The 12,057-nt window shown below is 71.9% G+C and carries 14 protein-coding genes; 3 read left to right on the forward strand and 11 right to left on the reverse strand.

Going from position 1 to position 12,057, the window contains the following annotated elements; translation table 11 throughout:
* Positions 1 to 80: 80 nt before the first annotated feature.
* On the reverse strand, positions 81 to 296 hold the full coding sequence (locus ABTX18_RS19700; protein WP_352123972.1) for an I78 family peptidase inhibitor: 216 nt from the start codon (positions 294 to 296) through the stop codon (positions 81 to 83).
* Between the two features lie 707 nt (positions 297 to 1,003).
* On the opposite strand from ABTX18_RS19700, the gene ABTX18_RS19705 reads away from it, so the two are divergent.
* Both ABTX18_RS19705 and ABTX18_RS19710 read left to right on the forward strand, forming a co-directional pair.
* Entirely contained in the window at positions 1,004 to 1,786 is a 783-nt protein-coding gene (locus ABTX18_RS19705) for a DUF8842 C-terminal domain-containing protein (protein ID WP_352123973.1), read from the forward strand.
* Between the two features lie 137 nt (positions 1,787 to 1,923).
* Positions 1,924 to 2,280, forward strand: a complete 357-nt coding sequence (locus tag ABTX18_RS19710; RefSeq protein ID WP_352123974.1) for a hypothetical protein — start codon at positions 1,924 to 1,926, stop codon at positions 2,278 to 2,280.
* 83 nt (positions 2,281 to 2,363) lie between these two features.
* Here the strand turns inward: ABTX18_RS19710 and der are convergent, their stop codons facing one another.
* The 5 genes from der to aroH form a co-directional block, all read right to left on the reverse strand.
* Positions 2,364 to 3,833: a ribosome biogenesis GTPase Der gene (der, locus tag ABTX18_RS19715; protein ID WP_352123975.1), complete on the reverse strand. Its 1,470-nt coding sequence runs from the start codon at positions 3,831 to 3,833 to the stop codon at positions 2,364 to 2,366.
* A 66-nt stretch (positions 3,834 to 3,899) separates the two neighbouring features.
* Positions 3,900 to 4,562, reverse strand: coding sequence for a lysophospholipid acyltransferase family protein (locus ABTX18_RS19720; protein WP_352123976.1), 663 nt, complete (start codon positions 4,560 to 4,562; stop codon positions 3,900 to 3,902).
* The gene (gene cmk, locus ABTX18_RS19725) at positions 4,559 to 5,275 is read right to left on the reverse strand and encodes a (d)CMP kinase (protein ID WP_352123977.1); all 717 of its coding nucleotides are present in this window, start codon (positions 5,273 to 5,275) and stop codon (positions 4,559 to 4,561) included. Before cmk ends, ABTX18_RS19720 begins: the two co-directional genes overlap by 4 nt.
* Before the next feature lie 156 nt (positions 5,276 to 5,431).
* Positions 5,432 to 6,517 (reverse strand): prephenate dehydrogenase, encoded by a 1,086-nt coding sequence (locus tag ABTX18_RS19730; protein ID WP_352123978.1) that lies wholly within the window; start codon positions 6,515 to 6,517, stop codon positions 5,432 to 5,434.
* Positions 6,514 to 6,876 carry a chorismate mutase gene (gene aroH, locus ABTX18_RS19735; protein WP_352123979.1) on the reverse strand — a complete coding sequence of 121 codons (363 nt, stop codon included), beginning with the start codon at positions 6,874 to 6,876 and terminating at the stop codon, positions 6,514 to 6,516. The genes ABTX18_RS19730 and aroH overlap by 4 nt, the downstream gene beginning before the upstream one ends.
* Positions 6,877 to 7,013: 137 nt before the next feature.
* Here aroH and ABTX18_RS19740 point away from each other — a divergent pair, with 137 nt between their 5' ends.
* A complete protein-coding gene (locus tag ABTX18_RS19740) occupies positions 7,014 to 7,727 on the forward strand; it encodes a nucleotidyltransferase domain-containing protein (RefSeq protein WP_352123980.1) in 714 nt (237 codons plus the stop codon).
* Here the strand turns inward: ABTX18_RS19740 and ABTX18_RS19745 are convergent.
* From ABTX18_RS19745 to pnuC, 5 genes are read right to left on the reverse strand one after another with little or no spacing between them, the layout of a single operon-like run.
* Positions 7,716 to 8,507 (reverse strand): nucleotidyltransferase domain-containing protein, encoded by a 792-nt coding sequence (locus ABTX18_RS19745; protein ID WP_352123981.1) that lies wholly within the window; start codon positions 8,505 to 8,507, stop codon positions 7,716 to 7,718. The two genes, ABTX18_RS19740 and ABTX18_RS19745, sit on opposite strands and share 12 nt — an antisense overlap.
* A 3-nt stretch (positions 8,508 to 8,510) precedes the next feature.
* Entirely contained in the window at positions 8,511 to 9,533 is a 1,023-nt protein-coding gene (locus ABTX18_RS19750; protein WP_352123982.1) for an ADP-ribosylglycohydrolase family protein, read from the reverse strand.
* Positions 9,530 to 10,264, reverse strand: coding sequence for an NUDIX hydrolase (locus ABTX18_RS19755; protein WP_352123983.1), 735 nt, complete (start codon positions 10,262 to 10,264; stop codon positions 9,530 to 9,532). The genes ABTX18_RS19750 and ABTX18_RS19755 overlap by 4 nt, the downstream gene beginning before the upstream one ends.
* A complete protein-coding gene (locus tag ABTX18_RS19760; protein WP_352123984.1) occupies positions 10,261 to 11,340 on the reverse strand; it encodes an AAA family ATPase in 1,080 nt (359 codons plus the stop codon). The genes ABTX18_RS19755 and ABTX18_RS19760 overlap by 4 nt, the downstream gene beginning before the upstream one ends.
* Positions 11,337 to 11,990 carry a nicotinamide riboside transporter PnuC gene (gene pnuC, locus ABTX18_RS19765; protein WP_352123985.1) on the reverse strand — a complete coding sequence of 218 codons (654 nt, stop codon included), beginning with the start codon at positions 11,988 to 11,990 and terminating at the stop codon, positions 11,337 to 11,339. The genes ABTX18_RS19760 and pnuC overlap by 4 nt, the downstream gene beginning before the upstream one ends.
* Positions 11,991 to 12,057 lie beyond the last annotated feature (67 nt).

Genomic DNA, 12,057 nt, shown 5'->3' on the forward strand with positions numbered 1-12,057 from the left:
CCTACGCCTGCATGACGGAAGGCCCCGGCTTCGGCCGGGGCCTTCCGTCATGCGCGGGCAGAGCGCGGGCGGCAGGGACCTCAGCCTGTCCAGCAGCGCCGGACGACGCCTCCGTCGACCTCGAAGTTGATCCGCCCGCTCCGGAACTCCATGGTGATGACGGTGCCCGGCGGCAGGGCTCTGACGGTGTCCCAGCCGCGCTCCCGGGCTCGCCGTTCTGCGGTCTCGGCGGCAAGGCCGACGTAGGCGCCGGGGGTGTCGTCGGGCTGGGCGGGAGGAGTCGGTACGGGTGCCATGCCTCTCACCGTAGGCGGCTCCCGGCCCCCACGGAAGCCGGGGCGCCACCCGGTTGCCACGCATCCTCACGTACCTCACCGGTCACACTTGTGTCACAGGATCACTACACGTGTTCCCCGTGAAGTCATCCGTTCGGGCGCACGATTCATGACGAGACGCACAGTAATCGCACAGGCCGGAAAACCATCACCGAAGCCGGCCGGAATGGTCCGGAATGGGGGTGGAATAACCACCGCCCGGCGACCTCGATTTCCCTCCGGAATGCCCGCTCGTCAATGAACGCACCACCAGGAATTCACCCCTCCTTATCGCACCCTTATCCGGACGTGACGATATCCACACCATCCCACCACGTCCCCTCCAGGCCCCCTTCCGCCCGTATAGCGGACGCCAGTGTCATCCGCACGACGACAGCGGATGGCCGGGCAGGCACCCGTAGCCGCTATGCCGTCCGACTCGCCCGGGCTCGCTCCCACAGGCCCTTCCGGCACGGTCGGGCCTGCCCGGGGCGGGGCCGCTCGCATGCATGAGGCACCTTTCCGTATACCGGCATTTTTCCGGGCGCAACCGGACAGGCCGCACCGCACGGTCCGATTCGGTGCCGATTCGGTGCCCCTTCCCGCGTGACCCCGGCAGCCGCTCGTCCGTTGTCTTCTTCATGAGCCGGGAACCGCCCGGCGCACGTACCGAGTCCGAGGAGCCACCCGTGCCGCGCATGCTCGACGTCAGCGAGGACGTACGCGCCGAGATCGGCGACGCCGAAGCCGACCGGCTGCTCGTCGGCGACAACGCCCCCGGCAGTTACGACTGCACCTCCTGCCGCACCCCCGGCGACTCCGAGCAGGAACGCACCAGCACGGTGCTGTTCGTCGGGGAGGAGACCGCCGTCCTCGCCTTCGCCCACGCGACCTGCATCCCCTCGCAGGTGGTCCAGGTCGCCGAGGAGCAGCTGCAGGGAGCCGTACGCAGCATCACCGGCAGCGAGCAGGAGACCCCGGACCGGCTGACACCCGAGCAGGCGGTGCTCGGCATCACCAGCGGCCTCGTCCTGATCGACGACGAACTCCACCCCGCCCTGGTCGTCGAGCCGACCGGGGCGATCGCCCGCCCGGGCACCGACGGCAGCGGCGGCGACGAGTTCCTCCAGCTGCTGCTGGAGCAGGGTTTCAGCCCGGTGCACCGGATGGACCAGGTTCCCGAGGTGCTGCACGGCTGGTCGGTCCTGCTCGCCATGGGGCAGTTGCACGCGGTGCTCCAGCCGGGCACGGGCGGCGGGGCGCAGGTGGCCTGGTGGCAGGCGCACGCGCCCCTCCAGGTCACCGAGGGCTGGCGGACCGCGGCCAACAAGTCCCAGACCGTGCTCGTCTACGCCGCCCCCGCCGGTTCGATCGGCCAGCAGCCCCGTGAGGACCTGCTGCGCGACGCGCTGGAGAAGGCCGCGGCTGGCGGACTCCTGGTCGCCGCCGCGATGCCGCTGGCCGGGACCTGATCATGGCCGTGCACTCCTCGCACCCGCGGCGAACAGCGATTTCTCCCGCGCGCCCGCATCCGACGGACGGCGGGGTCGTTGGCACATACGTGCACTCATACGACCCCTCCCACCAGCGTCCGAGCCCGATCCCTGCCATGCGCCCCTCGCAGGACCCATCGGGCAGCCCGTCCCAGACCCCGATCTACGACGCGCTGTACTCCGAGTACCGCAGGTCGTTCAGGGCGCTGCCGGGTGATCGGAGCGGCGAGGAGCATCTGGGTCTGCAGGGCCTCGGTGCCGGGTTCTTCGGCTCCCGCGCCCCGCTGAGCGTCCACTCCGGGCACACCGGAGGGGCCGCCGCCGGCACCACCGCCGGCACCACCGCCGGCACGGGCGGGCACGGCAGCGGCTCGAGCAGCCACACCGGGAGTCTCGGCTCCTGGCAGCGGGTCGGACGGCACGCGGGCCGGGTCCAGCCCGCCGCACTCCCGCCGGGCTCCCGGGGAGCCTGACCGCACGACGGAGCCCCGGACCACTCGCTCGGTGAGTGGCCCGGGGCTCCGTCGTGTTCAGGGCCTTGCCGTCGTGCCAGGGGCTACTTGTTGCGGCCGCGCTTCTCGCGGACCCGCACCGAGATGTGGATCGGCGTGCCCTCGAAGCCGAACTCCTCACGCAGCCGGCGCTCGACGAACCGGCGGTAGCCGTGCTCCAGGAAGCCGGAGGCGAAGAGCACGAAGCGCGGCGGCTTGGTGCCCGCCTGGGTCCCGAAGAGGATGCGGGGCTGCTTGCCGCCCCGGATCGGGTGCGGGTGGGAGGCGACGATCTCGCCGAGGAACGCGTTCAGCCGGCCCGTCGGGACACGGGTCTCCCAGCCGTCCAGCGCCGTCTCGATCGCCGGGACCAGCTTCTCCATGTGGCGGCCGGTGAGGGCCGAGACATTGACCCGCGGGGCCCACGCGACCTGCGCGAGCTCCGTCTCGATCTCGCGCTCCAGGTAGTAGCGACGCTCCTCGTCGAGGGTGTCCCACTTGTTGAAGGCCACAACGATCGCCCGCCCGGCCTCGACGGCCATGGTGACGATGCGCTGGTCCTGGACGCTGATCGACTCGCTGGAGTCGATCAGGATCACGGCGACCTCGGCCTTCTCCACCGCGGCCGCGGTACGCAGCGAGGCGTAGTAGTCCGCGCCCTCCTGGAGGTGGACGCGGCGGCGGATGCCGGCCGTGTCGATGAACTTCCAGGTGATGCCACCGAGGGTGATCAGCTCGTCGACCGGGTCGCGGGTCGTGCCCGCCAGCTCGTTGACGACGACGCGGTCCTCGTTGGCCACCTTGTTCAGGAGCGAGGACTTGCCGACGTTCGGACGGCCGATCAGCGCGATGCGGCGCGGGCCCCCGACCGCCGTGCCGAACGACTGCGCCGGGGCCTCGGGGAGCGCCTCCAGCACGGCGTCCAGCATGTCGCCGGTACCGCGGCCGTGCAGCGAGGAGACCGGGTGCGGCTGGCCGAGGCCGAGCGACCAGAGCGCGGTGGCGTCCGCCTCGCCGCTCTGTCCGTCGACCTTGTTGGCGCAGAGCACGACCGGCTTGCCGGACCGGCGCAGCAGCTTGACGACGGCCTCGTCGGTGTCGGTCGCGCCGACGGTGGAGTCGACCACGAAGACGACCGCGTCGGCCATCTCGATCGCGTACTCCGCCTGGGCGGCGACGGAGGCGTCAAGACCGAGCACGTCCTGCTCCCAGCCGCCGGTGTCGACGACCTTGAAGCGGCGGCCCGCCCATTCGGCCTCGTAGCTGACGCGGTCACGGGTGACGCCGGGCTTGTCCTGGACCACGGCCTCACGGCGGCCGATGATCCGGTTCACCAGCGTCGACTTGCCGACGTTGGGCCGGCCGACGATGGCGAGAGCGGGCAGCGGGCCGTGACCGGCCTCACCGATCGCGCCCTCGACGTCTTCGGGGTCGAACCCCTCCTGCGCGGCGAGCTCCATGAACTCCGCGTACTCGGCATCGCCAAGCGCTCCGTGCTCGTGGTCCGAGCCGCCGGAGTGAATCTGGTCGTTCATGAAGTCCGTTCCTCTTTGCATCATCATCGATGGACCACGCAGCACGCGGGGTCCACTACTCACGTCTTACCCGGTGCGCCCGGTGAGGCGCCCGGCCTGCTCCAGGTGGCCGGTCAGCCGTCCCTGGATGCGCAGCGTCGCCTCGTCCAGCGCCTTGCGCGTCCGCCGCCCGCTGCCATCGCCCGCGTCGAACGCTTCGCCGAAGACGACATCGACACGGCTGCGCAACGGCGGCAGTGCTGATATCAACCGTCCGCGGCGCTCGGTGCTTCCCAGTACGGCCACGGGCACGATCGGTGCCCCGCTGCGTACGGCGAAATACGCGAGTCCGGCGCGCAGCGAGGCGAAGTCTCCTTCGCCCCTGGTGCCCTCGGGGAAGATCCCGAGCACTCCGCCGTCCTCCAGCACGCCGAGGGCGTGGGTGATGGCGGTGCGGTCGACGGTCGAACGGTCCACCTTCAGCTGACCGATTCCACGCAGGAAGGGGTCGAGGGGGCCGACGAACGCCTCTTTCTTGATCAGGAAGTGGACGGGCCGGGGCGCGGTGCCCATCAGCATCGGCCCGTCGACGTTGTGCGAGTGGTTCACCGCGAGTATGACGGGTCCGGAGGCGGGGACCCGCCAGGCGCCGAGTACGCGGGGCCTGAAGAGCCCGTACATCAGCCCGATCCCGATGCCGCGCCCGACCGCCGCTCCGCGCAGCGTGGGCGCGCCCGTGGCAGGGGTCACCTGGCGGCCTGCTTCTCCCCGACGAGGGTGACGACGCACTCGATGACCTGCTGGAGGGTCAGCTCGGTGGTGTCCACCTCGACCGCGTCGTCCGCCTTGGCGAGCGGCGAGGTCTTGCGGCCGGAGTCGGCGGCGTCCCGCTTGATCAGCGCCTCCTTGGTGGCGGCCAGGTCGGAGCCCTTGACCTCGCCGCTGCGGCGGGCCGCGCGGGCCTCGGGCGACGCGGTCAGGAAGATCTTGATGTCGGCGTCGGGCAGCACGGTGGTGCCGATGTCGCGGCCCTCGACCACGATGCCCTTCTCCGCTCCGGCCGCGATGGTGCGCTGCAGTTCGGTGATCCGCGTGCGCACCTCGGGGACGGCGCTGACGGCGCTGACCTTGGAGGTGACCTCCTGCGTACGGATCGGGCCGGAGGCGTCCTCACCGTCGACGGTGATCGTCGGGCCGGTGGGGTCGGTGCCGGAGACGATGACCGGCTTGGCGGCGGCGGTCGCCACCTCCGCCGCGTCGTGCACGTCGATGCCGTTGTTCAGCATCCACCAGGTGATCGCCCGGTACTGGGCACCGGTGTCCAGGTAGCTCAGGCCGAGCTGGGCGGCGACGGCCTTGGACGTGCTCGACTTGCCGGTGCCGGAGGGGCCGTCGATGGCAACGATCACTGCGGCCGGGGCGGTCCGGGCGGCGGCGCTTACGGTTTCCACGGTGGTGGACACCTTCCTGGTACACGGGGCGGGCGGGACGGGACGCGTGAACCCGCCCCGCACAAGGTTACCGAGTGCCGGGGCGGGCCCGACCACCCCTGTGGAAAAGTGCCTCCCGGCCCGGTGTCCCAAGGGCTCGGGAGACCGGGGCGGCCGCTCCTGGTCCGCCTACTGCCGGATCGACCAGCCCCGCTCGCGCAGGGCGGCGCTCAGCGCCGGTGCGGCGCTCGGTTCGACTATGAGCTGGACGAGACCGGCCTGCTGGCCGGTGGCGTGCTCGATCCGCACGTCCTCGATGTTGACCCCAGCCCGGCCCGCGTCCGCGAAGATCCCGGCCAGCTCGCCGGGGCGGTCGCTGATGAGGACGGCCACGATCTCGTACGCGGAAGGGGCCGCGCCGTGCTTCCCGGGCACCCGGACCCGGCCCGCGTTGCCGCGGCGCAGCACGTCCTGGATGCCTTCCGTGCCCTCGCGCCGCTTGTCCTCGTCGGCGGACTGCAGCCCGCGCAGCGCCCGCACGGTCCCCTCCAGGTCGGCGGCGACCCCGGCGAGGACGTCGGCGACGGGGCCGGGGTTGGCGGACAGGATCTCCACCCACATCCGGGGGTCGGAGGCCGCGATCCGGGTGACGTCCCTGATGCCCTGCCCGCACAGGCGCACCGCGGTCTCGTCGGCCTCCTCCAGGCGGGCGGCGACCATCGCCGAGATCAGCTGCGGGGTGTGGGAGACGAGGGCGACGGCCCGGTCGTGGGCGTCGGCGTCCATGACGACCGGGACGGCGCGGCAGAGCGCGACCAGTTCGAGGGCGAGGTTGAGGACCTCGGTGTCGGTGTTCCGCGTGGGCGTGAGGACCCAGGGTCGGCCCTCGAACAGGTCGGCGGTGGCGGCGAGCGGGCCGGAGCGCTCCTTGCCGGCCATGGGGTGTGTACCGATGTAGGGGGCGAGGTCGATGCCGAGCGCCTCCAGTTCGCGGCGCGGTCCCCCCTTGACGCTCGCGACGTCGAGGTAGCCGCGGGCGACCCCGCCGTGCATGGCGGCGGCGAGGACGGTCGCGATGTGGGCCGGCGGCACGGCGATCACCGCGAGGTCGACGCGGCCCTCGGGCGGCTCCTGGGTACCGGCTCCCAACGCGGCAGCGGTACGGGCGGATTCCGGGTCGTGGTCGACGAGATGGACCTTGATGCCCCTCCCGGCGAGGGCGAGGGCGGCCGAGGTGCCGACGAGGCCCGTTCCGATGACGACGGCGGTTCTCACTGGGCGATGTCCTTGCGGAGAGAGGCGGTGGCGCCGAGGTAGACGTGGGCGATCTCGGACTTGGCGAGATACGTCTCGACGTGGGCGAGGATCCGGACCACCCGGGGCATCGCCCCTTCGATGTCCAGCTCCTGGGCGCAGATCAGCGGTACGTCGACGATACCGATGCCACGCGCCGCGGCGGCGGGAAAGTCGCAATGCAGATCGGGTGTGGCGGTGAACCAGATGCTGATCAGATCGTCCGCGACCAGACTGTTGCGCTCCAGGACGGCGGTGAGCAGGGCGCTGACCTGCTCGTGCATGTGCCCGGCCTCGTCCCGCTCCAGCTGGACGGCTCCGCGGACCGCTCGTACCGCCACGTCGTACTCCTCGCCTGTGCCTGTCGTCCCGGTGCTTGCGTTTCAGCCTAGAGGGGCGGCGCCGTCCCGCGCCGGGGCGCCCTGTCCGTGAGACGCGGCGGCGGCGCGTGTCCGGGCAGGACGCGTACCCTCCCCGCATGATCTCCCCCGGCGACGAGGCCCTGATCCGCGACCACACGGTCTACTCCTGCGTGATGGGCTCACGCGCCTTCGGGCTCGCCACGGACGGCAGCGACACCGACCGGCGCGGGGTGTTCCTCGCCCCGACCCCGCTGTTCTGGCGGTTCGACAAGCCTCCGACACACGTTGACGGGCCGGCGGACGAGCAGTTCTCCTGGGAGCTGGAGCGGTTCTGCGCACTGGCGCTGCGGGCCAACCCCAATGTGCTGGAGTGCCTGCACTCGCCCCTCGTGGAACGGATCGACGCGACCGGCCGTGAGCTCCTCTCGCTGCGGCAGGCGTTCCTGTCCCGGCAGGCGCATCAGACCTTCGTCCGGTACGCGCTCGGGCAGCGCCGGAAGCTGGAGGCGGACGTCCGGCAGTACGGGGCGCCGCGCTGGAAGCACGCGATGCATCTGCTGCGCCTGCTGGGGAGCTCCCGGGACCTGCTGCGTACGGGAGAACTCACGATCGACGTGGGCGCGGCCCGGGAGGAACTCCTGGCGGTCAAGCGCGGCGAGGTCTCCTGGCCGGAGGTGGAGCGGCGCATGACGGCTCTGGCCCAGGAGAACGACGAGGCGGCCGCCGTCAGTCCCTTGCCCGCCGAGCCCGACCGGGCACGGGTCGAGGACTTCCTGATCCGCACCCGAAGGGCCTCGGCCCTGGCCTCCGAGACGGCTTCAGCCGGCTGAGACCGGCACGAGGCGCGCCCGCACCACCAGTTCGTGCAGCGCGTCGAATCCGCTCGCCCCGTCCGGGAGCTCCGATTCGGCCTGTGCCCGGTCGAGCATCCGGTGCAGCGACTCGACGTCCCCGGCCACCGCGACCGCGTCCACCCCGTCCGCTCCCCCGTGTTCGGCCGCTGCCTTGGCCGTGATCAGCCCGGGGAGGTAGGACGGCGCCGGCACCCGGGTGAGCAGCGTCGGCAGATGCGCCAGCATCTCGCCGCCGCGCATCAGGTGGATGCCGGTGAGCAGGGCCCGGAAGGTGTAGAGAAGCGGCTTCAGCTCGCCGGTCTTCTCGAAGAGCCGCCACTGGGTTCCGGCGAAGCCGCGGTAGTGGTGGGCGTGGTCGCGGGTGAGGACGGCCGGGGCGAGGGCCACCAGTTCCGCGTGCAGAGCGCTCGTGTGCACGACCAGCGGCGACAGCAGTTGCTCCAGCACGTAGCCGTTCGGCTTCAGCATCAGGCGGACGAACTTACGGAGGTCGTGGGTGACCAGGTCCATCTCGACCCCGTCGCTGTCCCACATCCGCGAGCGGGTCTCCTCGGGCTCCCGGAGCCCCACGAGGTCCTCGGCGGGCAGGACGTGGGCCCCCCGCAGGTCCACGTCCGAGTCCCGGGACGGGAACCCGTACAGATGCGCCCCGGAGACCGTGGCAAACAGCAGCGGGTGGCGTTCCCCGGCCAGGACCGGGCCGAGGTCGGTGACCGGCAGTCCGGCGTCCTGGAGGTACGTGGTGTCCGTGCTCATGGATCAAGCGTCCCAGAGCGCCCCCAGCGACAGGAGGTCGCTTCGGTATTCGATTCGTTCGGACCACTCCTTGGGCCAGGCCGCCGAGCCCAGGTGGGCGCCGGCCAGGGCGCCGGTCAGGCAGCCGAGCGAGTCGGAGTCGCCCCGGGTGCAGGCGGCGCGGCGCAGGGCGGTGACGGGTTCGTCGGGGAAGAGCAGGAAGCAGTGCAGGGCCGTGGCGAGGGCCTCCTCGGCGATCCAGCCGTCGCCGGTGCTCTCGCAGGGGTCGGTCTCCGGGGACGGGTGGCGCAGGGCGTCCTGGACCCGGGCGAGGGCGGTGAGGCACTCGTCCCAGCCGCGCTGGATGTACAGCTCCGGGGAGGAGTCGCCCGCGTGGCGCCAGAGATCGCCGAGCCAGCGGGTGAGGTAGCGGCTGCTGTTCTCGTACGCGTAGCTGCGCAGCTGCCCGATCAGGCCCATCGGCTCCGCGCCCTGGGCCAGGAGGTACACCGCCCGGGCCATCAGGTCGGAGGCCGCGAGGGCGGTCGGGTGTCCGTGGGTGAGGGCCGCCTGGAGCTGTGCGGCGCCGGCGCGCTGTTCCTCACTCAGTCCGGGGACGAGTCCGACCGGTGCGACGCGCATGTTGGCGCCGCAGCCCTTGGAGCCGGTCCGGCTGGCCTCCTGCCAGAGGCGGTCGCTGTCGAGCAGCCGGCAGGCGGTCATGCAGGTGCGGCCGGGGGCGCGGTTGTTGTCGGGCGAGTGGTACCAGTCGACGAACTCGTCGCGCACCGGCCGCACGAGGCGCAGCGGGGTGAGCAGTCCGCGGTCCATGGCGGTGCGGATACCGCGGCCGAGGGCGAGGGTCATCTGGGTGTCGTCGCTGACGATCGCCGGCTTCGGCAGCCGCATCTGCCGCCACGGGCCGCACTTGACGAGGATCGACGGCACGTTGTTGAACTCGGTCGGGAAGCCCAGTGCGTCGCCGAGCGCGAGCCCGGTGAGCGCGCCGGTGGCGGCCTGTTTGGTGAGGGTCCTGGTCACGATCATGTGCTTCTTCCTTCCGGTCGCAGCAGAGGGGGGTGCAGGGCGGTGGCGGCCCCCGCCCGGTAGAGCGCGGCCGGTTTCCCCCGGCCACCGGTGCGGCGCGGTGATCCCTCCACGGCCTGGACGAAGCCGGGTGTGGCGAGGACCTTGCGCCGGAAGTTGGGCCGGTCCAGCTCGACGCCCCAGACCGTCTCGTACACCTGCTGGAGCTCTCCCAGGGTGAATTCGGGCGGGCAGAACGCGGTGGCCAGGCAGGTGTACTCGAGTTTGGCGCCGATCCTCGCCCGGGCGTCGCCCAGGATGGTGTCGTGGTCGAAGGCGAGCGTGCCGAGTCGCCCGGCGTCCCACCATCGGGCGCCGGCCGCGTCTCCGCCGCCGCGTGGTTCCGGCAGATCGGGGACGAGGGCGGCGTGGGCGACGGAGACGACCCGCATCCTCGGGTCGCGGTCCGGTTCGCTGTAGGTGCGCAGCTGCTCCAGGTGGAGGGACGGGACGGTGTCCTCGGTCAGCCCGGTCTCCTCCGCGAGCTCCCTGCGGGCCGCGGTCCCGGCGGACTCCCGGGGCAGCACGAAGCCGCCGGGCAGCGCCCAGTGGCCCTTGTACGGCTCCTCGCCGCGTTCGACGAGCAGGACGTGCAGCCGGGACTCGCGGACGGTGAAGACGGCGAGGTCGACGGTGACGGCGAACGGCTCGAAGGCGTGCGGGTCGTATCCCTCGGGGGCGGCGGCGTTCATCGTCGCTCCGGGAGCGGTGCGGCGAAGTCCCAGCCGTCGGCGAGCAGGGCGTCGACGGCCGTGACGGCGGCGGCCAGCCGTTCCTGCCGGTCGCCGGTGACCTCGGTGAACGTCCTTCCGGTCCGGGTGAGTTCGGCCCGGAAGCGCTCCGTCATCCAGGGCCGCAGCTCCTCGCCGTCGCGCAGACCGTCGTCCTCGAAGGCGACTCCCTCGTGGTCGGTGAGCAGCCACAGATGGTGGGTGACCCGGTCGGCCGTCCGCTCGACCAGGGGGTTGCGGCCGCCGACGTACCGCTCGTGCCACACGGTCGTGGCGAAGGAGTCCGTGTCGCAGACGAGCAGCGGGGATCCGGTGCGGGCCGCGGCCTCCTCGCGGGCGTTCTGGGTCTCGGCGATGAGGGGGAAGTCGTGGGTGGTGAAGGTGACGTCCTCCCACTGTGCGTCGGGCCAGCGGCCGCGCAGTGCGGCGAGTTTCCGCTCGCTGAACTCGCGCCCGTACTCGGCGACGTAGCCGGTGTGCGCCCATATGCCGCCGCGCCGGCGGTAGTGCGCGGCGAGGTCGCGGGCGAGGGTGGTGGTGCCGGTGGACTCGGCGCCGAGGACGACGACGCGGCGGGTGAGCGCCGCCCGGACCGGCGGTTCGAGGTAGTCCCAGCAGCCGGCCGGGTCCGCGCGGACGGCGGTGCCGGAGACCGGGAAGACCGTACGGCCGGGGTCCACGCAGACGGACTCGGCGCCGAAGCGGCGGGCGAGTTCGTCCCCGTACGACTCCGAGGTGAAGACGGCGTCCACGGGCTCGGGCACGGCCGCCGTGAAGACCGCCATGTGGGCGTCCCACACCGCCGGGTCGTGGAGGTCCATCCGGGTGTCGTCGACGGCGCCCACCACCGTCACGTCCGGGTGCACCTCGCGCATCCAGGCGACCCGGTCCGCGAGGGAGACGGATTCCACCGAGGAGGCGCAGACGAGCACGGTGAGCCGCTCGCAGCGGTCCCGGGCGGTGCGGACGAGGTGGTGGTGGCCGGCGTGCGGCGGATAGAACTTGCCGAGCACCAGCCCGTGCGCGAAACGCTTCATGCGGCTGCCTCCACGGGCTCGGGGCGCCGGACGGTGAGGTCCCGCCGCCAGTTGCGCAGGCCGATCAGGCACAGCGTCAGGAATCCCACGTACAGCAGCGAGGTCAGATAGAGCTCCTTGTACGCGTACAGCGGGATGTAGACCACGTCGGCGGCGATCCACAGCCACCACGACTCGACGAGCTTCCTGCACTGCCCGTACGTCGCCGCGAGCGACAGGGCGGTCGTCAGCGCGTCCCAGAAGGGCACGGTCGAGTCGGTGGCCCGATCGAGCAGGACGGTCAGCGCGAGGGTCCCCACCGCCCCTGCCGCGAGCAGCCCGGTCCACTCGGTGCGGGTGGTGCGCCGCACCGGCAGGCGGTCGGTCCCTGGTCCACCCCCGTGGGTCCAGGTCCACCAGCCGTACGCGGCAAGGGCGATGAAGACGATCTGGAGGCCCGCGTCCGCGTACAGACCGGACTGGGCGAACAGCAGGATGAAGAAGGCGTTGTTGGCGATGCCGACCGGCCAGTTGGCGAGGTGCTGGCGGGCCACGAGCCAGACGCACAGCGCACCGCTGCCGAAGCCCAGCACCTCGGTCCAGCTGACCGGGGTGTCCAGCACCGTCACCAGGGGTTGCTGCAGGGGATCGAGTACATCCGCGAGACTCACGCCCGCCTCCTTAATAGTCACTCTGACTATAAAGGCGGAACGGGGCAGCAAAAGGCCCGCGACCGGT

Origin of the sequence: Streptomyces sp. NPDC096323 (genome assembly GCF_040302845.1) — a bacterium.
Lineage (GTDB): Bacteria > Actinomycetota > Actinomycetes > Streptomycetales > Streptomycetaceae > Streptomyces.